Source organism: Megalodesulfovibrio gigas DSM 1382 = ATCC 19364 (assembly GCF_000468495.1).
Lineage (GTDB): Bacteria > Desulfobacterota > Desulfovibrionia > Desulfovibrionales > Desulfovibrionaceae > Megalodesulfovibrio > Megalodesulfovibrio gigas.
This window is the reverse complement of the sequence record NC_022444.1, coordinates 2921204-2945144: the sequence shown is the minus strand read 5'-3', so window position 1 is coordinate 2945144 and position 23941 is coordinate 2921204. Positions and strand designations below refer to the sequence as shown.

Below are 23941 nucleotides of genomic sequence, written 5' to 3'. Positions count from 1 at the left end.
CCGTGACGGCGTTGCCGGGTGGACAGGGCCTTGATTGGCAGGACAACCCCCGCGGCTACGGCGTGGATCTCTGGCTTTCCTGGCGATTGCACAAGGCCGGCTGGCCGCTGGTGGTGGATCATCAGATCCCCATCCGCCACGAACACCACACCGCCGCCCGCCAGACGCCCGATTTCTTGTCCCAGGCTGCAGACCACGAAGACGCCTACCTCCGCGCCCGCCTGGGGCCGGACTGGAAGGTGGTGGTCCGCCAACTTTCCGCCCGCTTTGCGGATGTGGATGACTGCTCCCTCCCTGACCTGGCGCATTTTAATGTTGAAAAAGGACGTTGCGAGAGGGGAAACCNGGTTCGGGGGAGAACCTTTCTTCAGAAAGGTTTTCCCCCGAGAACTCGTTTCACAGATAACTTGCTCTAGAGTGAAGGATTGCCCCGACGATGCCCCACCAGACGCCGCCCTCCGAACTCGTTGCCCGCGCCGCCCGGCTGCGCGCCCAGTTGGAAGAACACAACCATCGCTATTATGTGTTGGACGATCCGGCCATCTCCGACGCCGAATACGACGCCCTGTTCCAGGAGCTGCAACGCCTGGAGCGGGACTGGCCGGCCCTGGACGATCCCGCCTCGCCCACCCGCCGCGTGGGTGGCGTCCCGGCCACGCAGTTCCCGCCGTTCCCGCACGCCGTGCCCATGCTCAGTCTGGACAACGGCTTCACGGTGGAAGACTTCCGCGAGTTCCTGGGCCGCGTGGCCCGGCTGCTGCCGGCGTCCATCCCGCTGTCGTCCCTGGAGTTCTGGGTGGACCCCAAAATGGACGGCCTGGCCGTGGAAGCCGTGTACCGCCAGGGCCGCTTTGTCGGCGGCGGCACCCGCGGCGATGGCGAGACCGGGGAGGACATTTCCGAAAATCTCAAAACCATCCGCACCCTGCCCCTGGCCCTGCGGGGGGAGGACATCCCCGAGCTGCTGGAAGTGCGCGGGGAAGTGGTCATGTTCCGCAAGGACTTCGACGCCCTGAACGAACGCCAGGAGACCGCCGGCGAGAAGCCCTTCGCCAACCCGCGCAATGCCGCGGCCGGCTCCCTGCGGCAGCTCGATTCGCGCATCACCGCCAGCCGGCCCCTGCGCTTTCTGGCGTATGGCGTGGGCCGGATGGAATGGGCTGACGGGCGGGACCGCTGGACCACCCAGGCCGGGATCATGCAGGGGCTCAGGGCGCTGGGGTTCGTCATTCCGCCGGAAGCCACCGTGTGCGCTGCCGCCGCCGAGGTGGAGGCCTGCTACGCCCGCCTTGGCGCGATGCGCGGGGAACTGCCCTTTGAGATCGACGGCGTGGTGGCCAAGCTCAACGACCGTGACCTGCAAACCGAGCTGGGGGCCACGGCCCGTGCGCCGCGCTGGGCCATTGCCCTCAAGTTTCCGGCGCATCAGGCCGTCACGAAGCTGCTGGACATCCAGATCCAGGTGGGCCGCACGGGGGTGCTCACGCCCGTGGCCATCCTGGAGCCGGTGGAGGTGGGCGGCGTCACCGTGAGTCGGGCCACGTTGCACAATGAGGAAATGATTCGGGAAAAGGATGTCCGCGTGGGGGATGTGGTCCGCGTGCAGCGCGCCGGGGATGTGATTCCCGAGGTGCTGGGCGCGGTGCTGGAATCCCGTCCCGCGGGGGCGGAGCCCTTCCGCTTTCCGGCCGTGTGCCCGGCCTGCGGCAGCGAGACCTCCCGCCTGCCCGGCGAGGCTGCGTGGCGGTGCCTGAATTTGGCCTGCCCGGCCGTGCGGGTGAAGTCCCTGGTGCACTTCGTCTCCAAGGCCGGATTGGATCTGGATGGCGTGGGCCGCAAGTGGGTGGAAATTTTTGCGGAAAAGGGCCTGGTCCAGACGCCGGCGGATCTCTTCACCCTCACGAAGGAACAGCTGCTGCCCCTGGAGCGCATGGGCGAGAAGCTGGCCGAAAACATGCTGGCCGCCATCGATCAGGCCCGCCGGCCGCCCCTGCGCCGAGCCATCAGCGCCCTGGGCATCCGACTGGTGGGCGAGCAGACGGCCAAGGCCCTGGCGCGGCGGTACGGCTCCCTGGAAGCGCTGTCACAGACCACGGCCGAAGAGCTGCAGACCATTGAAGACATCGGCCCGGAAGTGGCGGCGTCCATCCGGGCGTTCTTCCACAATCCCGCCAATCAGAAGCTGCTGCAGGATCTCACGGACGCCGACTTCATCCCCGTGCGGGAGGACCTCCCGGCCGCGCCCGCATCGCCTGACGCCGCCCCCCTGGCCGGCAAGAAGATCCTCGTCACCGGCACGCTGCCCGGCCTCTCGCGGGAGGCAGCCAAGGCCCTGGTGGAGGGACTGGGCGGGCAGGCCGTCTCGTCCGTCTCCAAAAAGACGGACCTGCTGCTGGTGGGCGAGGCCCCGGGCGAGAGCAAGCTTGCCAAGGCCCGGGAGTTGGGCATAGAGATGGTGGATTATGCGGAATTCACCCGCCGGTTTGGTCTGTAAGGCCGGCGGGGCAAAGCCTCGGGAGGAGTGCACGATGAGCATGGGCACGGTCAAGATCGTCGTCATGGGAGCCAAGGGCCGCATGGGGCAGACCATTGCGCAACTGGTGCAGGCGGACCCGGCCCTGGAGCTGGTGGGCGTGATGGAGCGCGGCGGCGGCACGGCCGGGCTGGAGTGCTTCAACTGCGTGTTCGGCTCGGATCTGGATGTGGTGCTGCCCCAGCTTCCCGGCGCAGTGTTGGTGGACTTCACCTCCCCGGAATCCAGCGTGCGCACGGCCCAGGCCTGCGCCGTGCACGGCAATCCCATGGTCTGCGGCACCACCGGTCTGACGGCCGATCAGCAGGCCCAGATGGCCGACGCCGCAGCCAAGGCGCCCGTGCTTTGGGCGCCGAACATGAGCGTGGGCGTGAATACCCTGCTCAAGATCCTGCCCGAGCTGACCCGGATCCTGGGCGAGGCCTACGACATCGAGGTGATGGAAATCCATCATAATCAAAAGAAGGACGCCCCCTCGGGCACGGCGCTGAAGCTGGCCGAATGCCTGGCCCAGGCCCGCGAATGGGACCTGAAGGAGACGGCCACCTGCTGCCGCGAAGGCATCATCGGCGCGCGCCCGCAAAAGGAAATCGGCCTGCAGACCCTGCGCGGCGGGGACGTGGTGGGCGTGCACACGGTGTACTTTCTGGGGCCGGGCGAACGCATCGAAATCACGCACCAGGCCCATTCCCGAACCACCTTCGCCCAGGGCGCCCTGCGCGCCGCCAAGTGGCTTGCCAGCCAGAAGCCCGGGAAGTTGTACGGGATTGGGGATATTTTGTAGGGCGCGTTTCCAGGTTCTGGGACAAACGCGCTGCGAGAGGGGAAACCTCTTGAAAAAGAGTCTCTCCTCTCGCGCTTTCCCCTTCCAAAACTGTTATAGTGACCTTGCATCACAATNGGAAGAACCTTTCTCCAGAAAGGTTTTCCCCCGAGAATTCTTTTCAAAAACGACATGCTCTAGATATTGTAGATCTTCTCCCCCGGCACGATGGGGATGCCGTGCTTCTGCAGGGCTTCGATGGCCTGGTCTGTGCGGTCGAAGCGGAAGATCAGGATGGCGTTCTTGCCGCTCTGTTGCACAAAGGCGTACATGTATTCCACGTTCACGCCTTCCTTGGAGAGCAGGTCCAGGATGTGGTTCAGGCCGCCGGGATTGTCCGCCACTTCCACGGCCACCACGGTGGTGCGGCCCACGGTGAAGCCTTTGTCCTTGAGGGCGGTTTTGGCTTGTTCAATGTCCGTGACGATGAGCCGCAGGATGCCGAAATCGGAGGTGTCGGCCAGGGAGAGGGCGCGGATGTTGATGCCCGCCTCGGCCAGGGTGCGGGTGACCTCTGCCAGCCGGCCGGCCTTGTTCTCCAAAAAGATGGAAATCTGCTCCACTTTCATGAACGCGTCCTCCTCGGGGGGCTATTGGGGCTGATGACGTTGGCCGCCGAGCCAACGGGGCACGGGCGCGCCGCTACATCCGGTCGCAGTACACGTTTTCCAGAAATTGTTCCAGGGCCTCATCCATGCGCGAGGAATACTGCTGCAAGGGAAAGCTGGCCTTGCAGGTCTCGCAGTGCAGCGTCACCTGCTGGCAACCGCGCCGGGCCGTGAGCGGCTGCTGACACCGCTCGCAGGGCAAGGTGGTCTGCACAGACCGGGGACTGCGGCTGAAGTATCCGTACATGCTCCCTCCATTCGTCAGGGCATCGGGCAAGTCTGCTAAATTACTCCAAGGCTGCATCCGGCGCAAGTCCTGCGGCCGGCCGCAGGGCGCTGACCATGGCCACGGCTTTGATGCCCTTTTTTTCTCCCGTGAAGCCCAGGCCCTCTTCTGTGGTGGCCTTGACGTTCACCTGCCCGGGTTCCAGCTTGAGCAGCTGGGCCACGTGCTTGCGGATGGCCTCCCGGTATGGGCCCACTTTGGGAACCTGCGCGATGATGGTCAGGTCCACATGGGTGAGGAGGATGCCCGCCCCCCAGACGTCCTGCAACAGCTCGTGGACGAAGATGGCCGAAGGCATGTTCTCGAAGGCCGGGTCTGTGTCCGGAAAGCGGGTGCCGATGTCTCCGGCGCAGACCAGGGCGGCCAGGGCGTCCACCAGGGCATGCAGGAGCACGTCGCCGTCGGAATGGGCCAGCACGCAGGGGGCCTTGGGGATGGGCACGCCGCCCAGCTTCATGGGCCGGGCCTTGGGTTCGTGGGGTTCTGCGTACTTGTGTACATCGTAGCCCCAGCCGGAGACGGGAAGCAGGGACAGCAGGGGCGACGTCTGCTGGCGCAGCAGTTCCAGATCTTGCGGCGTGGTGATCTTCATGTTGGTCTCCTCGCCGGGCACGATGACCACGGCCTCGCCCAGCGCTTCGACAAGGGAGGCGTCGTCCGTGGCCTCCCAGCCTTCGGCCTCGGCGCGGGCATGGGCCTGACGCAGCAGGGGCAGGGCAAAGGCCTGAGGAGTCTGCACGGCGCGCAGGCGGCTGCGGTCCAGGGTCCGCAGGACCGTGTGCTGTTCGACTTCCTTCACCGTGTCCGTGACGGCGATGGCCGGGATGACGGCGGCGGCGCCGCGATCCATGGCCTCCAGGAGCCGGCGGACCAGGGCGGCCGAGGCAAAGGGCCGGGCGCTGTCGTGGATCAGGACGCGGGCGCAGGTGTCCGGCAGGGCGTGCAGGCCATGGCGGACGCTATCCTGCCGGCGCGCTCCACCGGCGACGATGCGCCAGGGCAGGTTCAGGGCATCCTGGACCCAGAGGCGGCGGATTTCTTCTTCCATGGCCGGCAGGTGTGCTGCCGGGGCCACAAACACCAGGCCGGCCAGCTCGGGCAGGGTGCGCAGGGTCAGGGCGGAGCGCCAGTAGAGGGGCCGGCCGTCCAGTTCCAGAAACTGCTTGGGCCGGCCGGCCGTGGCTGCCTGCAGCCGGGTGCCGCTGCCGGCGGCAAGGAGGATGCACCAGGTGGACATGCGGAGGCCTCGCAGGGGAGGGAGATGCTCCCTCCCGAAGGCGGTTGGCGAAACAATAAAAGGGGAGCCGGCCTGTAAGCCGGGTTCTGTTCCCTCGCCTTCCCGAAGGAGGCGGGGGTGGTCGTCATTCCTCTAGGACGCGCCTCACGACGCGCCTCAAGCAACCTACCCGGGGACTTCGGCCGGGCCAGCCTCAAGCGTCCCCCTATTTGGTCTTGCTCCGAACGGGGCTTACCGAGCACGCCGCGTCACCGCGACGTCTGGTGGGCTCTTACCCCACCGTTTCACCCTTACCCGCACATGGCGGGCGGTTTGCTTTCTGTGGCGCTGTCCAGGGATCGCTCCCTCTGGGGGTTACCCAGCGTTCTGCCCTGTGGAGCCCGGACTTTCCTCCCCGAGGTGTTCCCGAAGGAATCCCTCGCGGCGACAACCCGTCCGACTCCCCAAATCTCAAACTCGGGGGAACACCTTTCTAAAGAAAGGTTCTTCCCCCGCAATGTCTTTTTTCAAAAATAAAATGCGCTAGGAGATGTTGCGGCCGTCGTCTTCGGCGGCTTCCTCGGTCTGGAAGTGTTCGCACCAGTAAATGAGGCGCTGGCAGTTGGGGCAGGAGAGAATCTGCGTGCCCTTTTGCAGCTCGATGAAGCTCTGGGGCGGGATGCTGATGTGGCAGCCAGAGCAGATGCCGGCCGTGACCGGGACGATGACCGGCGCCGCCAGGCGGGAGCGGATGAATTCGTAGCGGGACAACACCGGGGGCGGCACGCTGCCGCCGGCGGCCTTGCGTTCGCTGCCCAGGTGCCCAAGGCGCAGCTGCGCTTCCTCGGTGCGGGCCTGCAGGCTGTTGGATTTTTCCTCCAGCAGGGATTCGAACTTCTGCAACTCTTCGTTGATGGCCGTCTGCGCGGTGCGCTGGCGGATGAGTTCTTCTTCCAGGGTGGAGCGCTCTTCCTCCCGCATGCGGTTGAGCTTTTCCATGTTGTCCATCTCGCGCATCATGGCATGGTATTCCTTGGTGTTGGATGCCATCATGAGCTTGTTTTTGGACTTTTTGATCTTCAGGGAATCGTCGGTGATCTCTCCATCCAGCCGCTTGGCCTGTTCCAGGAGGTAATGCATCTTTTCTTCAATCTGCGCCTTGGCGGCCTGAAGCTTGGCGAATTCGTCCCGCAGGACGTCCACCTCTTTGGGAGCAGCTTCCATGCCTTTCTTAATGGCGATGATTTCGGAATCCACCCGCTGCAGGGCGACAAGTTGTTCAATCTGTTTGAGGTACAGGCTCATGGAGTGCTCTCCTTAACGTGGCGCATCTTGAGATGGAGCAAGGGGGCCAGGGTGAACGGTGAGGAAGGGGTCTTGGCCAGGGAAAAACCGGACAGCCACGGCGGGCGTGGTCGTCCCGGGAGCAGACAGCCGCTCTGCCAGCAGCAGGGCGAAGCGGCGCATCATTTCTTCTTCGATGGAAAAATGTCCCACATCCAGCAGGCAGCCCGTGGCGGCGGCGAGGTCCAGGGCCGTGTGGTACTTGACGTCGCCGGTGATGAAGACATCCGCGCCTCGGGCAAAGGCGGCGTCGGCCAGGCTGGAACCGGAACCGCCGCAGTAGCCCACGGTGTGGACCATGGCCGGTGCAGCACCGCACTGGCGGATGCAGGTCTCGGGCAGCAGGGCGGTCAGCCGATCCAGAAATGCCGGCCAGGGCAGGGGGCGGGGCAGGGTCCCCACGCAGCCGATGCCGGCGGCGCCGTCCGGCGTGGTGGGCTCCAGCAGGGCCAGGGCCGAAAGCTCCAGCTCCCGGGCCAGCCAGCCGGCCGGGCCGTGGGGCTGGGCGTCCAGGCTGGTGTGGGCGGCGTAGCACCAGCATTCGGCCGCAAGGAGCATGCGGGTGATCTCGAAATGGGCATCCACCACATTCAGAAATCGCGGCTTGAGACCCAGGGGATGATGCGCCAGGAGCACCTCTGCGCCCCAGTCCAGGGCGCGCTGCACCTGGGCGGGGGTGGCGTCCAGCATCACGGCCAGACGGGAGACTTCCTGGCGACGCGAGGCCACCTGCACGCCGCTGGTGTCCCAACTGCAGGCCCCGGACAGGGGGGCCACAGCCTCAATGTGGCCGAGACACTCACGAACCAGCATGACATCCTCCAAAAAACGGTGCGGGCGCTCCTGACACACGTGTGCCTGAAGCGCCCTGAAGCTTTGCTGCGCCAAGCCGGGGCGTGGTGCCACGGGGTGCGCGGGAAGTTGTGAAGGAGGAGAGTGGTGTTCGCAACGCCTGTCCTGCTGGTGGGCCTACCAGGATTCGAACCTGGGACCAGCCGGTTATGAGCCGGCAGCTCTGCCAACTGAGCTATAGGCCCATGAAACGCCGTGCATTTTCGTCATACACCGGGCCGACCAGCCGGCCCGGCGCGCAGCATGCTGCAACATGGAACCATAGCTCGCAGCGCAGTGCTTGTCAAATCACGCGGTATGCCTTCAGGCCTTCGGGGTGCGCACCAGTTCGGGGATATGCTTCTTGATGAAGTCGATGGCGCTTTTGCCGGCCACAGCCCCTTCGCCTACGGAGACGCTGATCTGCAAAAAGCCGCCGGTGCAGTCGCCGGCGGCGAACACGCCGGGGATGTTCGTCTGGAAGGCGGCATCCACTTCCACGAAGTTGTTGCGCACGGTCACGCCCAGGGCGCGGGCAAAGTCCAGGGAAGAAGCCTCGCCCATGGCCACGAAGAGGCCGTCGGCGTCCAGGGTGTGGCCATCGACGCAGATCAGGCGGGCCAGGCCATTGTCTCCTTCCAGACGTTCCACCTTGTTTTCCAGGATGGGGATGCCTGCGGCGTCCAGACGCTGGCGGAATTCCGGCGTCACATTCAGGGGCTTGCCCTGGGTGATGATGGTCACCAGGGGGGTATAGGTGAGCAGTTCCAGGGCCTGATTGGCGGCGAAGAGACCTTCCCCCAGCACGACCACGGGCTTGTTCTTGTAGAAGAAGCCGTCGCAGCTCACGCACCAGGAGACGCCCTTGCCTTCGTAGTCACCCAGGTTCTTGATGCCCGGCCGCATGCGGGAGACGCCCGTGGCCAGGATGACCGCGCAACAGCGCCGGGTGGTGATGTCCGAGACGACCTCGAAGCAGCCTTCGGGGTGGCTGTGGACGGCCAGGACCTTTTCGCAGGAGAGGGTGGTCCCGAAACGCTGGGCCTGCTGCACGCCGCGCTGGATGAGCTCGTTGCCACTGATGGTTTCGGGAAAGCCGAAGTAGTTGTCGATGTCGTAATCCCCGGCCACCTTGGGCTGGCAGCCGAGCACGATGGTGGGGATGGAGGCGCGGCTGGTATAAATGGCCGCCGAGAGGCCGGCCGGGCCGGCACCGACGATGATCAACGGGAGCGGATTCGCCATGATCGCACCTCGCAATGGCTGGGTGGCTGGTTACAGACCGAGCTGCTTGAGCAGGTCGTCCACGTCGTTCTGGCTGGCGTCCAACTGGGGGCCCTTGAGCTGGGTGGTTTTGGCTTTGGATTCCTGGGCAATGGTTTCCAGGTCCTTGGAGGGGGCTTCCTCACGGGCCTTGATGGAGAGCCCGGTGGAGACATACAGGTCGAACGTGGTGGCTTCGATGCGCTTGAGGGCCGAGATGATGCGCTTGATGCGCTGGCCGGTGAGGTCCTGGAAGGACAGGGAGGTCATGATTTTGATGAGATTGTCGCCGAGCTCGTTGTTGATCTCGATGAGCTTCAGGATGTCGTCGTTGGCCTTGCGGGTCTTGCGCAGCTTGGCCAGCATGGCCTTGGCTTCTTCCTGCAGGGCCATGTGCTTTTCCACCACGTCCATGATTTCTTCGGTGGCCTGTTCGGTGGTTTGCAGGATGTCGTCCAGCTGGCGGGAGGCCTCCATGAACAGCTGCTCGGCCTGCTGCACGGGTTCGCCCTCGGTGTGACTTTCGGGCCGGGTGGCGCGGGAGATTTCCTGGTAGATTTCCTGCAGGCCGCTGCGCATGTCCCGGGAGAGGCGGCGGTAGAATTCGCTTTCCACCAGAGACTGGGAGAGGCTGCGGGTGAGTTCCTGTTCCAGGGCCACGGAAAGGTTTTTGGTCAAGCCTTCAACAACCTGCCGCGTCAGGGAATCCATGGCGAGTTGAAGCATGTCTTGCTGGGCGTGCTGTTCGGCGTGGGTCATGCGGCGGGCTCCTGGTGGTTCAGCGGCTGCGCAAGCGTTCGCGCAGCCGTTTGCGTTCTTCATGAAAAACAAACTGCATGATGGCCTCAAAGTCCGGCTCGCGGATGTGGGCAAACTCCAGGGCAAAGGCCGGAGCTTCTCCGGAGGGAGGCGGTTCGGTGTCTGCGCGCAGCACCCGGGCCACGGCGCCGGCCACGCGCACCGGCGCGTGGTGCAGCAGCAGCGCCACTTCCAGCAACGCGCCGGGCTGCAGGGGGGCCATTGTCTGGGTTCGTATTCCGTTACCCGAAAGTTCCACCACGCGCATGGTGTACGGGAATTCCTTGGCCAGTTTTTCCGCGAGCAGAAAGCCGAGCATGGCATCCAGCTTGGCATCCAGGTGCAGCAGGAAGGCAGCCATGCCTTCGGGCAGGCGGACTTTTTCCAGCACCTCCAGGGCGGTGCGTTCCGGCCCGCCCACGGCCCAGGCCTCCTGCAGGCGCAGGGGGGCTTCCGCATGTTCCAGCAGCCGGCACCAGGCCGTCATCTGCACGGGGGTGCGGGCAAACTGACGGCGTTCCTGGAAGGCGCCTCCTGCGTCGAGTTCGTCAGGGCCGGGCATGGCGTCACCGTGTCAGTGCAGTTGTTCCATGTCCACATCCGCATGCATGGCTTTGACCGGGCAGACGCGGGTGCACATGCCGCAGGCGGTGCAGCGTTCGGAGTCAAAGAGCACGCGACGGGTGACGGGATCCAGGGACAGGCTGTCGTTGGGGCACATGGCGGTGCACATGCCGCAATGGACGCAGGAATCGTCATCGCGGGAGATGGTTTCCGCCGCCGGGGTGATGCGCACCCCCTGTTCCTGCAGGTAGGCCATGGCCAGCTTGTAGTTTTCCTCCGGGCCGCAGAGCTCCAGGGTCATGTGCCCTTCCTTGCGGGGGGTGATCTGCGCTTGCAGGATGCTGAAGGAGATGTCGTACTTTTTGGCGATGACGCATACCACGGGATTGCCGGACACTTCCGGCGGAAAGGTGAGGAGGACGATTTTGCGATAGCCTTTGAGGCAGTCTGCCATCATAGCGGTGGTCCTGGGCGGCGGTTAGTTGGGGCTTTTCAGGTATTCCATGGCCCGTTTGGCTTCCGGGGTGTTGGGATACTTGTGGATGACGTGTTGCAGTTGCACTTGGCCGGCCTTGGTTTTGCCGATCTGGATGAAGGCGATGCCTTGTTTGAGATAGGCCGCCGCCGCCTTGGGGGTGTCCGAATGTTTGCTGATGATTTCCTGGTACGCCAGGATGGCCTTGGGGTATTCCTTGAGCTGGAAGAAGGCCTCGCCCTGCCAGAAAATGGCGTTGGAAGCCAGCTCATGGGTGGGATGCGCGTTGACGAACTGTTCCCACATGGCCTGGGCGGCCTGGTAGTTGCGGGCGTTGAACTGGGCGCGGGCCTCGTTGTAGGCGGCTTGCGCCGGGTCTGCGCCGGGGGCTGCGGCCGGTTCGTCGCTTTCGGACACCACCTGATTGCGCGGCATGGGCGGTGTGGCCGGTGCCAGCACTGCAGAGGGCGCGCCGAGCTCTGCCGCCTGGGAAGGCGACAATCCTTGCGGCTGGCCCGGAGTCAGGCTTGGCGCAAGGCCCGGCAGCGGGGTGGTGGCGTTGAGCGGCGGGGCAAAGGCCGGCAGGGTTTCCACGGGCGGCGCCTTGAAACGGCGGTCGAATTCGTCCGCCTTGCCGCGCAGCATGTTCACGTCTGCGCGCAGCACGTCGATTTCCGCGCTCATGTTCGCCTGGTTGGGACGAATCTCTTCCAGGCTGTTCATGCGTTGTTCCAGGGCGGCCACGCGGGCGTTCAGGGCATCTATCTCCTTGCCCGTGCAGGAGGCCAGGGCAAGGCCGGCCAGGGCAAGCACAGTCACGGTGGGCATGGTGCGACGTTTCGAATGGGACATGAGAAGTCACTCCATGGGGATGGATTAGTCGAGGTTAGTCGCTTCGGGGGAACTGCCGGGCGGGGAGGCGGCGGCAGTCGGCACGCGGCCTCGCCATGCGCCGATGAGCCAGTACGGCAGGCCACCCAGAAACGGCAAAAACAATCCGACGCCGAGCCAGAGCACTTTTTCCAGCGGCGAATTGAACTGTCGTTTGTACGCGTGCCAGATCGCCAGAAAATTGGCAAGCAGGGGCAGGGTGAGTCCTGCGGCGTACAGCAGCTGCTTTTCCGGCGGCAGGGTGGCAAACCACTGCAGCAAGGGAATGTTCATGCGGAATCCTTTCGAGAGGCGGCCCTGCCGCGTCCGGGTTCTTCAGGCGGTGCGGGCGTGGTGGCCACCAGCCAGATCAGCCCGAGGCAACCCACTGTGATGGCGCTGTCCGCCACGTTGAAGGCCGGCCAGTGCCAGTCGTTGATGTAGACATCCAAAAAATCCACCACTGCGCCTTGGCGCAGGCGGTCCACCAGATTGCCGGCCGTGCCGCCCAGCAGCAGGGCCAGCCCCAGCCGCATGCGCACACCGCCGCCGGGCAGCAGGCCCTGTTTGCGCCAGATGCCCCAGCTCAAAAGCCCAAGGGCGGCCAGGGCGGTGCAGGTGAACAGCACCGTGCCCCAGCCTTCCGCATCGTTCAAAAAGCCGAACGCCGCGCCCTTGTTCAGATAGTGGACGAGATCGAAAAACCCCGGAATCACGGGGATACGCTCTGTCCACAACGTCATCGAGGTGGCCACCCACCACTTGGTGGCCTGGTCCAGGGCGAACACGCCGCCGGCCACCAGCCAGCACAGCCAGCGCTCACGGGCAAGCGTCACGCGGCTAGCCCTCTTCCACCAGAACACGTGCGCAGCGGGCGCAGAGATCGTTGGATTCCGTGACCTCTGGCGTCACAATCCAGCAGCGTTCGCATTTGCCGCCGGCCGCCGTGCCCACGGTGAGTTTCATGCCGCCTAGCTCCGTGGCCAGGGCTTCGGCGGGAGCCTGCCCGAGGGGGTGCACGTCCACACGGGAGAGGATGCACAGCTCGCGCAGATCCGCACCGGTTTCGGCCAGGGCGGTCTGCAGGTCTTCATCAATATACACGACAGCCTGCCCCGAGAGGGAATGCCCCACCTCGCCGGACTTGCGCAGAGGCTCCATGGCCGCCACAATGGCTGCCCGGATGGCCAGCACCTGGCCCCAGCGCTCGCGCAGGGCGACGTCCATGCAGGGCGCTTCCGTTTCCGCAGCCATGCACAAGACAGAGGGCAGTGCCGGCTTGAGGGCCGCCGGCAGGTGGGTGAAGGCTTCCTCCGCCGTGAAGGACAGCACGGGAGCCATGTCCTGCAGCATGAGCATGAGCACGCGCCACAGCACGGTCTGGCAGGAGCGCCGTTCCCGGCTGGCCTGTCCTTCCACATAAAGCCGGTCTTTGGAGATGTCCAGGTACAGGGCGGAAAGATCCGTGACGCAGTAGTTGTACAGGGCGTGATAGATCTTGTGGAATTCGTAGCGGCCGTAGGCGGCCTGGATGTCCGCGTGCAGGCGCAGGGCCTGGTCCAGGGCGTAGCGGTCGTAGGGCAGAAGCTCGTCGTACGCCAGGGCATCCTGCGGGGTGAAGTCGGACAGATTGCCCAGCAGGAAGCGGCAGGTGTTGCGGATGCGGCGGTAGCCGTCCACCACGCCGCTCAGGATGGCGTCGGAGATGCGCACGTCTTCCGTGTAATCCACGGAGGCCACCCACAGGCGCAGGATTTCCGCCCCGAACTTGTCGATGATTTCCTGCGGGGCCACCACGTTGCCCACGCTCTTGCTCATCTTGCGGCCTTCGCCGTCCACCACGTAGCCATGGGTGAGCACGGCCTTGTACGGCGGCGCGCCTTCGTTGCCCACGGCGATGAGCAGGGAGGAGTGGAACCAGCCGCGGTGCTGGTCCGAGCCTTCCAGGTACAGGTCCGCCGGCAGGGAAAGCTCCGGCCGTTCCTTGAGCACGGCGGCGAAGCTGGAGCCGGAATCGAACCACACATCCAGGATGTCGGTTTCTTTTTTCCACTGCCCGCCGCAGCTGCAGGTGGGCTTGTGGGCGGGGATGATGTCTTCCATGGGCGCTTCGAACCAGTCGTCGCAGCCGCGGGGATGTTTGGCGAAGCGTTCCACCATCTGGTAGACCCATTCCGCCTCGAACCAGACGTCGTCGCAGGCCGTGCAGCGCAGGGCCACGATGGGCACGCCCCACAGGCGCTGGCGGGAGATGCACCAGTCCGGCCGGTTTTCGATCATATTATAGATGCGGTCCTCGCCCCAGGCAGGAATCCACTGCACGTCCTCGCGGATGGCCTTGAGGGTCCGCTGGCGCAGGGCGTTGGCAGCCATGGAGACGAACCACTGCGTGGTGGCGCGGAAGATGACCGGCTCCTTGCAGCGCCAGCAATGCGGATAGCTGTGGGCGATTTTTTCGGACCCCAGCAGCCGGCCGTTTTCCTTGAGGATCTCAATGACCTTGGGGTTGGCCTGGAACACCGTGAGGCCGGCCATCTGGTCCACGGATTCCAGGAACCGCCCGGCGTCGTCCAGGGGGGAGAGGATCTCCAACCCGTACTTAAGGCCGGTTTCGTAGTCCTCGCGGCCGTGGCCCGGGGCGGTGTGCACGCAGCCGGTGCCGGCCTCCAGGGTCACGTAGTCGGCCAGGACGATGGGCGAGGGCCGGTCGAAGAACGGGTGCCGGGCCACGAGCCCTTCCAGCGATGCGCCGGGGACCTTGGCCAGGATGGTCCAGGTCTGCCAGCCGAACTTGTCGGCCAGACCGGGGACAAAGTATTCCGCCAGGACGAATTGCCTGCCGTCGGCTTCCACCAGGGCGTATTCATGCTCGGGGTGCAGGGCCACGGCCATGTTGTCCGGCAGGGTCCAGGGGGTGGTGGTCCAGATGACCACATGGGCGCGGGCCAAGTCTGCCTGGGGGAACACGGCGGCCAGTTTGGCGTCGGGCAGGGGGAAGGCCACGTAAATGGAGGGGGAGGCGTGGTCCTTGTATTCCACCTCGGCCTCGGCCAGGGCTGTCTGGCAGCTGCAGCACCAGTGCACGGGCTTCTTGCTGCGGAAGACGGCGTTTTTTTCCATGAACCGGCCCAGCTCGCGGGCCGTGGCGGCCTCGTAGGCGGGGTCCATGGTCTGGTAGGGGTGGTCCCAGTCTCCCAGCACACCCAGGCGCTTGAACTCCTTGCGCTGGGTGTTCAGCCATTTGGCGGCGTAATCGCGGCAGCGTTTGCGCACGGCCACGGGCGGCAGCTGGGCGAACTTTTCCCCAAGCTCCTGAGCTACCTTGTGCTCGATGGGCAGGCCGTGGCAGTCCCAGCCGGGCACATAGCGGGCGGCGAAGCCCTGCATGTTCCGGGACTTGACGATAATATCTTTCAGTATCTTATTCAGGGCCGTGCCCAGATGGATGTTGCCATTGGCATAGGGCGGGCCATCGTGCAGGATGAAGGCGCCTTTCTGGCTATTGGTCTCCACCATGGTCCTGGCGATGCCTTCTTTCTCCCAAAAGCCGAGGGTTTGCGGCTCGCGCTGGGTGAGATTGGCTTTCATGGGAAAGGAGGTCTGAGGCAGGCGGAGCGTCTTCTTGTAGTCGCTCATGGAAACTTGCGTCCTTTGCTGGAGGGCGAACGGCGATGTACAGCCGGTGAACACGGATTGATTGAACAGACGGGCGCGGAAGTCAAGGCCCGGCGGTGTCAATATCACGCGCCGCCGGATGGCATGCAGTGCTCCGCGTTGAATCGTGGGCTGTGGGGCGAGGCATAGATCCAGGCCGCCGAGATGGACCGGCCGGTGATTATCGGCGCCAGCACGCGGCAGTAGCAGTTTTTGTCCTCGGGCAGGAAGTCTTCGAAGGCATCGAACCGCGGCAGGCGGTCGGCAGCGTCGCGGAATTCCAGCACCTCGCCGAGTACAAAGCGCCAGGGAGGTTCCAGAGCCGGGAACACGGAGGACTCCACCGGCTGATACCGCCAGGGCAGGGCCAGATCGCGTTCCAGATCCTCGCTGCCGATGGCCAGCACGTCTTCCGGAGGGATGAACAGGGTCGGGTAGCCTTCCGGCCGGTCCACCACCCGACCACGCACCGCCGCCGGGGACAGGCCGCAATATCCCCGGCAGCACTGCTCGAACCCGTAGCATCCCCGTTTGAGAGTACCGTACACGAACAGCCGCAGGGGCGCTGGTTCTGGCGGCGGGCAGGAGGGAATGAGCAGGGAGGAATAGGGCATCGATCAAGCATCCTCAGGGACGGGAGCCGGACCACAGGCGGCCCCGTGGCCCGGCAGCGTCTTTTTGCGGAGTGTTATTGCAGCAGCAAATACATCAGCGGCGGAACGTGCGTGCCGATGCGGGTTTCCGCCACATAGCGTTCCTGGAACATCAGAATGCCATGATTGCCGCGGCCGGTTATGTCCTTGGTGGTGTTGTTGAAATTGTAGCAGGCCTGCAACCCTGTGCCGGTGCAGGCTGCGGTGCGCATGTCCGCCAGCAGTTCTTCCCGGGTGAGCGCCTTGTTCCAGAGGTGCAGGTCGTCGATGTCCCAGTTGCCGTAGCGGCCGGCTTGCATGGGGTTGCCGTCGGCGATGACGGTTCCCGTGGCCGTGGTGGCGGCGATCTGATTGCCGTTGAGGTACAGGCGGAAGTTGTTGGCCCCGCCCGTGGGGTTGTAGGTCATGGCCAGATGGGACCATTGATCGGTGGGCACATAGCCTTGGTTCGAACCGCCGGGATTCACGACGAAGGTGCCGGCGGCGGTGGTGATTTCGGCAGTGATGGTGTGATCCTGGCCCTGGGGATTGGCCAGGGAGAGGATGGTGCCCAGGGCATAGGAATAGCCAATCCCCTGGGGCTTGGACACCACGGGCCGGTATTGGTTGGTGTACCCGGTATCCGCCCCGCCGGCAGCCGGCTTGACCCAGAGGCCGATGGAGAAGGCGCCGGGCATGTTCACGTCTGCCGAGTCGGGCACGTGCATGTTGTCGTAGCGACTCTCGAAGCTGACAGTTTCCGACCGCAGGCGCAGACAGGTCCTGCCCGTGGGATTCGGCGGAGTCAATGCATGGCGGCGGTAGAAGATATCCTCATTGCAGTTGCCGCCGCACAGGCTGCTGGAATAGAATTTGGCACTCATCACATAGTGCAAGGCCTCGTCCGTGGTGCTGGCAATCTGTGCGCGCTGCACCCAGCCGGTGCGCCAGAAGGGGAACAGCAGGGACGTGCCGCTCAGATTCGCGCCGCCGTTGCTGGCCGTGCGCAAGGTGCCCTGCCAGAAGAGCTGGGCCTTGGACCCATCTGAACTGTTGCCATCCACGGCCACGATGGGCCACCAGCCGCCGGCTGTGGCCTCGGTGGTTGCGCCAAAGCTGGTGCCCTGATTGGACGAGGTGCGGAACATGGACTTGGCGTCCGAGGTGTTCCACATGGCATACAGGTAGTTGCCCTTGCCCCGGATGGTCTCTTGTCCTGCCTGGATAGTGGAGTTGCCGGTCTGGTTGTACAGGGTGAGCGGATCGAGGAACGACGCACCATTGTTGGTGGATTTCCGGAGAAATACGCAGCGTTCACTATTGGTGTTGGTGCCGGCCCAGGTGGCGGAGACGGTGTTGTTGAGTGCGGCAATTTTCGAGGCGTAATGCCCATCCTGTCCGCCATAGGCCTTGTAGCACCCGTTGGATTGCGGGATGGAAAGCAGCTGCGAGGCGAAGGTGGCCCCGTTGTTGGTGGAGGACGCCAGATACATCTTGCTCTCGCCCTCGTAACTGCAGCCGCGCCCGTTGGAGGTGCCATACATCACGTAGACATTGTCGCCCACATGCTGGAGATCGTACACGGCTGCCCCGGCATAGGCAGGGTCGTTATGATCATACAGAAAGCATTGGGTTTGGGTAAAGGTGGCGCCGTTGTCCGTGGAGCGCAGCACTTCCCCGGAGTCTCGTTTGTAGCCACTGCTGGAGCTCAGGCGAAAGGCAATGGTGACCTTGCTGCCGTTGCCGTTGATGTAGCTGTGGCTCAACGAGAGGTACGTTGCGGAGAACAGTGACTGTGCGCTGCCGAAGCTGGCGCCATTGTCCGTGGAGCGGCGGTAGTACACGGTGCCGGCCCAGGTGCCCCCCGAGGAGTGGCCTATGTACGCGATATGCACCGACGTGCCCACGACATGCAGCCGTTTGACATACTCCGTGATATCCAACTCATTGGCTGGCGCTTCGACAATCTTGATCCGCGCCTGCCACGTGGCGCCACCGTCCAGGGATCGTCGGTACCAGATTTGGCCTATATACGGATCTGATTGGTAGGTGACCCACACGGCATGGACGGTGTCGCCCACCACGGCGATTTCCGGAGCCCCGTTGCGATTGTTGGTGTCTGTGCTGGAACTGCCCGAAGACAGGTTGACCATCCAGGAAGAGACGTCCGGATTGCGCGCCTCGGCCGTGGTGCAGCACAACAGTACTCCCAGCATGGCGATGCAACGCACCAGATGCATGCCGAATGGGATGATTGAGCGTCGCATGGCTTCCTCCTGGGGGGGAGCGCACATTCTTCTGTACAAGAAAGAGCCATGTCACCGCAGGTTGCAGCCGGTGCGGTGGCGTGCGAACGCATTGTATCAGCAAATATATTTCACTGGCAAGCACGGGCATGTTCCGTGCGCCATGTGGTGAGGTGGCCAAGCGGGGGCCGCCTGCCCGTACCAGTCAGTGCCAGTATAAAATAACGAAATATGCCACGCCAAAGGCGAACAGCAGCATGCATGGGGCGACCAGCCGCTTCCAGATGGTCATGCTGTTGACGCCGAAAAATTGGCAACTCAGCACAAAACAAATGTGCAAGGGCGAAATCATCACCCCCACAAAGCCGGAAAACAGCCCCAGCGCCACAAACGCCAGCGTGTGTTCCTGTAATCCGACGTGCTGGGCGGTCAGCAGGATGATGGGAAAGGTGGACCCCACGAACGCCATGGTGATGCCAGACACCACCCCCACCAGGAAGGGCAGCAGCGTGGCGCAGAGCAGCACCGTCGTCAGGCCTGCGCCGGACACGCTGATGGCGGAGATGGCGCCGGTCGCGGCCAGCATCTGTTTATAGATGAAAATCGAGCCCACAATGGCCAGCAGCACGCCATTCTGTTTGGAAAACGCCGCCCGGCGCACCAGCGCCAGGGGCAGCCTGGTGCTGCGCTGCACGTAGGCGATGCCGGCAAACAGGGCCGCCAGGATGCCGAGTTCCGGCGTGACCCATTGCACATGGGAAAGCAGCAGCTCCAGCACCACGGAGCCGCAGATGGCAATGGCCAGGGGCAGGGCGTTCATCCCCGTCGTCCGCCAGGAGAACGGCGCAGCGGCGGCCGGTGTATGTGCGGCAAGCGTCAGCGCGCCCTGCCGCATGAAAAACAGATAGCCCAGCAGCAGGCAGGCCACAGGCCCCACCGCCATGTGCGCGGTCAGCGTCAGCACCGGAATGCCGGACAGGCTGGAGGCCAGGATGATGCCCGGATACAGCGGCCAGCACAGCTCCCAGATGTGGCGGTACCAGTAGTTCAGCAGGGCGCGGTCGTTCACCGGAGCCCCGACGCGCTCGCCGATGTGGCCAATCATGGGCGCGGAAAAGATCGCCCCGCCCGGCATGGGCAGCAGGCCGATGAGGGCCGGAAAAAACGCCAGCGACACCCGGGGCCAGCGTTGCATGCCCTGCAACGACTCCAGCAACCTGCCGGACATGCCGCTTTTCTCGTACACGTCGGAAAAAATGAGGATGCTCGTCACAATGGCGGCCAGAAGCAGCGTTTGCCCGTCCAGGATGCCAGCCACGGCGTTGCTGCACCAGAACGTCACGCCATGGCCGAAGGCCACAGCCAGAAAGGCGCTGCCGGCCAGAATGGCCAGGCCCAGATGGATGCGCAGCCGGAGAAAAAGGAGAATGACCGCAAAGGAAAGGATGATTTTGAGCAGTGGAAGCGCCATGCGAACAGATCCTTGCTGGAAACCCCAGGAAAAATACGCCAGACCGGGGTCCCATGATCCCAGGCTGGCGTTCGCAAAGCACTACGCCTTGCGCCGCACCCAGGCAAGGACAATATGCCTCGATTGTTGGCGAAGGTGCTGCGGCGATTCCGCAACGGCGCCGCAGCGGGAAGTCCCGCGTGTCCGTCTGCCGCTGTCGCAGGTCAGGCGTCTTCCACCACCTGGGTGTGCTCGGCCACGAACTTGGCCACGCGGTACAGATACACGAAATACGCCAGCCCGAAGGTGAGGCACGCCAGCACAAACCACAGCAGGGCGTGTCCGAGGCGGGAGGCGACATCCAGATCGCACACCAGCCGGCGAACGCGGCCGGTGTGATCCACCAGGCGGGTGCGATTGATGCAGAAGGCGGTCAGGGCGTAGGGATACAGAAACGCGGCCAGACCCAGGGTGAGGATGGTGAACAGGAACCATTTGAGGGCATGGAAGAAGGCAGAAACGACATCCAACTCCATTTCAAGTTCGCCGATCCTCAGCATGCTGCACTCCAGCGGGGGGGATAAACGCCAGCGGAAATGTTAGCCTTTGATATATTCGTCGAGGCCCAGGTTCTCGAATTCCTTGCTCACCCAGAACGCCGTGGCCCAGATCATCAGGGCGGTGGCCTGGGTGTCGTCCAGTTTTTTCAGTTTGGCTTCCAGTGCGGCAGGGGAGGAGCCATGGCGCGTGTGCAGCATGTCCAGCTCGCAGGCGTCTGCAATGCGCAACTGCAAATACGCCAGACGGCTTTGGTCCGGCAGCAGGCGCACGTCCTTGTGGGCATCCACAATGGTCTTGAGTTCCGCAGTGGAGAACATGGCCTTGATATTGTTCAACGCGCGATAAAACGTATCCACGGCCCAGGGGAGAATAAACTCCGCGCCGGCGCTCTTGGTTTTGAAAAACTCCTTGAGCCACTGCTCATGCGTGGGCGTGATTCGCGCAGCCACTTGTGGCATGTGCTCCCCCTTGGCTTATGGACTGCCTGAGCGGGTCCGACTGCAGGATGCAAGGTGATCGCCGTGGAGCCCTCACCATTTCACCCGGTCCACAGCGCAGCTTTCATGTAGCGCATTTCCCTGGTCAGATCAAGACAATATCTAGAATGATCATGCACGAAAAAGCGTCGTGAATCTTCCCCGTTAGGTTGATGGATCTGCACTGTCTGGGCATCGCCGGGCGCAATGATGCCTGCGGCGTCACCATGTATGACTGTGGATGCCGAAGGAGTCCTGACGCGGCTGCGGGACGTGTGCAGGAGGTGTTGCAGTGGGAGAGTGCATGGAACGACAGGTGCGATGGTCCGGCACAACGCGTCAAAAGACGTTGTCGAACATGGTGCATGCACGGGTGGCATCGCGTTCTGTGCAGACTTGCACAAAAAAGGGGACCGCATTTGCCTGGGGGCTTCGGTGGGATCCCCTGGTCACCCGTCGAACTCTTCCTTGATCTTGCGGAAGAGCACCAGCAGAAACGGCTCGGGCGCGTTCACGCCGTCCATGGCCAGCCGGGTGATCTGCATCACCTCGTTGCCGCTGGGGGTGGTGACGCGGGCCACCTCCATGCGGTGGCGGCGGGGATGGCCGGTGTCCGGGTCGTTGGCGGAAAGCAGCAGCACCCAGCAGGGCGGATGGTTTTGCCAGGAAAGTGCCACTTGGCCGCGGCGCGAGCTGCCGTGTTCCACCAGATGCATGAAATCGCGCAGGCTGAAGGGCTTGGTACGGCCCACCACGCCCAGGTATTCGTTGGCTGCCGTGCGGATGACCAGGGGCAAATCCAGGTGCGGCGCCTCGGTATTTCGGCTGCGGCGGCTCTGCTGGGTGGTCTCTTCCTGGCGTTTTCGATCGTGCAGGGCATCATGCAGGGCATCTCGCAGTTCGGCCACCTCCAGGGCCAGGGCCACGCGCTGGGAGCGTTCCTCAAACACCTGGGCGTCCAGATCCCGGGCCTTGGCACGCAGGGAGGTCACCTCGTCGCGCAGGAGCTCAAGCTCGCGTCGCATGGCACCCTGGGTTTCCAGCACCTGGGAAAGTCGCTCCAGCACGGAGGATGCGGCGTGATTGGCGGAGGATTGCGGATCATGCATGCCGTACAGTTTGGCCGCCAGATCCTGTTCTATGGCGTCGGTGGTCCAGTGCTGGGTGTACATGTCGCGAATCTCCTTGAAAATCTGGAGAGCTTCGAGCGGATACGCGATGCGGGAGGAGGAGGCGGAAGCACCATTCCCGGGCGGACACGTCGGAATATAGGCCCCGAACCGATCCTTATAATAGGAGACGCTGGACGGCGGGATCCCCAGCCGCCGGCTGATCTCGCGCAGGGAGAGGCGTTCGTCGCAGCTGCTGTTGTGCATTGTTGTTTTTCCTCTTCTCCTCTTGCGTGGAAGTTGAGCCATGTCAAGAAAAATGCAATATTACGCCAAGGTACGGCCATCGGAGCGGGAAATGACAAATTTGCAGCCCCTTTCAGCACTTTACGGAATTCGTGGCGGTGTGTAGGTAGCGGAATCCGATACTGACGTTCCCCACGGCCCGGAAGGACTGTTGCAGCATGCCGGCAGGTTGGGCTGTTGTGACGGCCGATTCAACACCTCGCGCAAGGGTTTTGGAATATTCCCCATGAACATCGCCCTGCTTGTGGCCCTCGCCGGAGGCATCGGCTTTCTGACGACCTTGTGCGCCGTCCCCCTGGCGAAGCGCCTGGCCGAGCGGTTTGATATCGTCAGCTATCCCGGCGGCCACAGCTGCCACGCCCGCCCTGTTCCCCTGCTGGGAGGCGCCGCCATGCTGCTGGGTGTGCTGGCGGCCTGGGGCTTTTTCCACCTGTTCCTCAGCGGCGGGGCAGGGCACAGGCTGCATCCGGACCCCTGGCAGATGGGCTCCCTGATGCTCGGCTCCCTGTGGATGTGCGCCCTGGGCACCCTGGACGACAAGCTCCACCTCGGCTGGCGCAACAAGCTGCTGGGCGAGCTGGTGGGCGTGGGCATCCTGCTGGTTGGCGGGCATACCATCACCGTGGCCACCATCCCGTTTGTGGGACCGGTGCACTTTGGCTGGCTGGGTGCACCGCTGTTTGCCCTGATGATCCTGACCATCACCAATGCCGTGAACCTCATCGACGGCATCGACGGCCTTGCCGGCGGCATCTGCTTTTTCGCCGCCCTGGTGACAGGGGTGATCGGACTGGCCAAGGGCGACCCCTTTGCCGCGGCCACCGGCTTTGGCGTGGCCGGGGCGGTGCTGGCCTTTCTGGTGTTCAACTTTCCGCCGGCCTCCATCTTCATGGGCGACGGCGGCAGCCTGTTTCTGGGATTTCTGCTGGGGGCCATGGCCAGCAGCTCCGCCGCCACCACGGCCGGGCAACGCTCCGGCGCCCTGGTGATGCTGCTGGCGCCGTTTCTGCCGTTCGGCATCGCGTTGCTGGATGTGGCGCTCTCCATCATGCGCCGGGGGCTCTCGGGGCGGCGCATTTTTCTGCCGGACACGGACCATCTGCATCATCGACTTATGGAAACCGTGGGCCATCCCCGCGGCGTGGTGGCCATCCTGTACTCCTTCAGCGCCTTGCTTTCCGCCATGACCCTGACGTTGATCCTTGGGCAAAAGGCGGATTTTTTCCTGGGATACATCGCGTTTTCCGGTCTGGTGCTGCTGGGACTGATGGTGCTGGTGCTGCGGCTGTACATGCGCGAAGGCCTGCCTTCCATGCTGGAAAACCGTCCGCACATGAAATATCTGGCCAGCTACATGGAATTCATGACCCGCCGCGCCAGCCGGTGCCGCCATCGGGACGAGTTGCTGGCCTTGCTGGAAAGCGGCGTGCGGGATCTGGCCTTCGATACCGTGCTCCTGCGCCGCGGCGATACGGTGCTGCAGCGCTGGGACCGTGCGGACATGGCCCATCCCGAGGCGCCGCGCCACGAGGACGCGCGCACGCTCAATGACACCGGGCTGACCGTCCTGGCGATTCTGCCGCAGCACCACAGCCTTGCGTATCAGAAATATCTCAAGCTGGTCTGGGCACAGTTCCTCAAGGCCGCAGCCTGCCGGCTCAAGGAATTGGAAGCGGAGGCATGCACTGACCGCCAGGACGACGAGACGCCGTCCTGATGCATCGTTCCCCCTGACGCCGTCCCCTACGCTGCCCCCTGACGCTGCCCCCTGACGCCGGTGCACACAAGAAAACACCCCCTGCCGGCCTGGCCGACAGGGGGTGTTGTACGCTGGTGGGGGAAGGATTTTCTTTCAGAACGGGTTTTCCGCTTGAAAAATACGCCTCTCCCTTGCGG

General features: G+C 64.0%; 22 protein-coding genes, 1 tRNA gene and 1 other RNA gene. 3 read left to right on the top strand and 21 right to left on the bottom strand.

Annotation, left to right across the window (positions count from 1 at the left end):
* The first annotated feature begins 436 nt into the window (after window positions 1-436).
* Window positions 437-2494, top strand: coding sequence for an NAD-dependent DNA ligase LigA (ligA, locus tag DGI_RS12885; protein ID WP_021761544.1), 2058 nt, complete (start codon window positions 437-439; stop codon window positions 2492-2494).
* A gap of 40 nt (window positions 2495-2534) precedes the next feature.
* Window positions 2535-3317: a 4-hydroxy-tetrahydrodipicolinate reductase gene (gene dapB / locus DGI_RS12880; protein WP_021761543.1), complete on the top strand. Its 783-nt coding sequence runs from the start codon at window positions 2535-2537 to the stop codon at window positions 3315-3317.
* Between the two features lie 176 nt (window positions 3318-3493).
* On the opposite strand, the gene DGI_RS12875 is transcribed toward dapB, so the two are convergent.
* The 21 genes from DGI_RS12875 to DGI_RS12780 form a co-directional block, all read right to left on the bottom strand.
* Window positions 3494-3925 (bottom strand): ACT domain-containing protein, encoded by a 432-nt coding sequence (locus DGI_RS12875; protein ID WP_021761542.1) that lies wholly within the window; start codon window positions 3923-3925, stop codon window positions 3494-3496.
* A 73-nt stretch (window positions 3926-3998) separates the two neighbouring features.
* Window positions 3999-4211 (bottom strand): dual CXXC motif small (seleno)protein, encoded by a 213-nt coding sequence (locus tag DGI_RS12870; RefSeq protein ID WP_021761541.1) that lies wholly within the window; start codon window positions 4209-4211, stop codon window positions 3999-4001.
* A gap of 40 nt (window positions 4212-4251) precedes the next feature.
* Window positions 4252-5487, bottom strand: coding sequence for a 2-C-methyl-D-erythritol 4-phosphate cytidylyltransferase (gene ispD, locus DGI_RS12865; protein WP_021761540.1), 1236 nt, complete (start codon window positions 5485-5487; stop codon window positions 4252-4254).
* Window positions 5488-5546: 59 nt separating this feature from the next.
* An RNA gene (rnpB, locus tag DGI_RS17600) (RNase P RNA component class A) lies at window positions 5547-5930 on the bottom strand.
* 79 nt (window positions 5931-6009) lie between these two features.
* Entirely contained in the window at window positions 6010-6771 is a 762-nt protein-coding gene (locus DGI_RS12860; RefSeq protein ID WP_021761539.1) for a zinc ribbon domain-containing protein, read from the bottom strand.
* 12 nt (window positions 6772-6783) lie between these two features.
* Window positions 6784-7623, bottom strand: coding sequence for a Nif3-like dinuclear metal center hexameric protein (locus DGI_RS12855; protein WP_021761538.1), 840 nt, complete (start codon window positions 7621-7623; stop codon window positions 6784-6786).
* Window positions 7624-7771: 148 nt separating this feature from the next.
* Window positions 7772-7847: transfer RNA gene (locus tag DGI_RS12850), tRNA-Ile, on the bottom strand.
* 118 nt (window positions 7848-7965) lie between these two features.
* Window positions 7966-8886, bottom strand: coding sequence for an NAD(P)/FAD-dependent oxidoreductase (locus DGI_RS12845; RefSeq protein ID WP_034607091.1), 921 nt, complete (start codon window positions 8884-8886; stop codon window positions 7966-7968).
* A gap of 30 nt (window positions 8887-8916) precedes the next feature.
* Window positions 8917-9663: a protein phosphatase CheZ gene (locus DGI_RS12840; protein ID WP_021761536.1), complete on the bottom strand. Its 747-nt coding sequence runs from the start codon at window positions 9661-9663 to the stop codon at window positions 8917-8919.
* 19 nt (window positions 9664-9682) lie between these two features.
* Window positions 9683-10264 carry a PilZ domain-containing protein gene (locus DGI_RS12835; RefSeq protein WP_027192904.1) on the bottom strand — a complete coding sequence of 194 codons (582 nt, stop codon included), beginning with the start codon at window positions 10262-10264 and terminating at the stop codon, window positions 9683-9685.
* Between the two features lie 12 nt (window positions 10265-10276).
* Complete coding sequence (locus tag DGI_RS12830) at window positions 10277-10720, bottom strand: NIL domain-containing protein (protein ID WP_021761534.1); 444 nt, start codon at window positions 10718-10720, stop codon at window positions 10277-10279.
* A gap of 24 nt (window positions 10721-10744) precedes the next feature.
* Complete coding sequence (gene ybgF, locus DGI_RS17415) at window positions 10745-11593, bottom strand: tol-pal system protein YbgF (protein WP_021761533.1); 849 nt, start codon at window positions 11591-11593, stop codon at window positions 10745-10747.
* A gap of 24 nt (window positions 11594-11617) precedes the next feature.
* Window positions 11618-11905 (bottom strand): PLD nuclease N-terminal domain-containing protein, encoded by a 288-nt coding sequence (locus tag DGI_RS12820; RefSeq protein ID WP_021761532.1) that lies wholly within the window; start codon window positions 11903-11905, stop codon window positions 11618-11620.
* On the bottom strand, window positions 11902-12447 hold the full coding sequence (gene lspA, locus DGI_RS12815; protein ID WP_021761531.1) for a signal peptidase II: 546 nt from the start codon (window positions 12445-12447) through the stop codon (window positions 11902-11904). Before lspA ends, DGI_RS12820 begins: the two co-directional genes overlap by 4 nt.
* 4 nt (window positions 12448-12451) lie before the next feature.
* Window positions 12452-15247, bottom strand: a complete 2796-nt coding sequence (ileS, locus tag DGI_RS12810; protein ID WP_021761530.1) for an isoleucine--tRNA ligase — start codon at window positions 15245-15247, stop codon at window positions 12452-12454.
* A gap of 104 nt (window positions 15248-15351) precedes the next feature.
* Window positions 15352-15879, bottom strand: coding sequence for a gamma-glutamylcyclotransferase family protein (locus DGI_RS17410; RefSeq protein WP_021761529.1), 528 nt, complete (start codon window positions 15877-15879; stop codon window positions 15352-15354).
* Between the two features lie 74 nt (window positions 15880-15953).
* Window positions 15954-18164: a LamG-like jellyroll fold domain-containing protein gene (locus tag DGI_RS12800; protein WP_021761528.1), complete on the bottom strand. Its 2211-nt coding sequence runs from the start codon at window positions 18162-18164 to the stop codon at window positions 15954-15956.
* Between the two features lie 184 nt (window positions 18165-18348).
* Complete coding sequence (locus DGI_RS12795) at window positions 18349-19614, bottom strand: DUF401 family protein (protein WP_021761527.1); 1266 nt, start codon at window positions 19612-19614, stop codon at window positions 18349-18351.
* Window positions 19615-19817: 203 nt separating this feature from the next.
* Window positions 19818-20153: a DUF6693 family protein gene (locus DGI_RS12790; protein ID WP_021761526.1), complete on the bottom strand. Its 336-nt coding sequence runs from the start codon at window positions 20151-20153 to the stop codon at window positions 19818-19820.
* 39 nt (window positions 20154-20192) lie between these two features.
* Entirely contained in the window at window positions 20193-20612 is a 420-nt protein-coding gene (locus DGI_RS12785; RefSeq protein WP_021761525.1) for a hypothetical protein, read from the bottom strand.
* Window positions 20613-21079: 467 nt separating this feature from the next.
* Window positions 21080-22006, bottom strand: coding sequence for a hypothetical protein (locus tag DGI_RS12780; RefSeq protein ID WP_021761524.1), 927 nt, complete (start codon window positions 22004-22006; stop codon window positions 21080-21082).
* Window positions 22007-22271: 265 nt separating this feature from the next.
* Between DGI_RS12780 and DGI_RS12775 the strand changes: the two genes are divergently transcribed.
* Complete coding sequence (locus DGI_RS12775; protein WP_021761523.1) at window positions 22272-23762, top strand: glycosyltransferase family 4 protein; 1491 nt, start codon at window positions 22272-22274, stop codon at window positions 23760-23762.
* The last annotated feature ends 179 nt before the right edge of the window (window positions 23763-23941 follow it).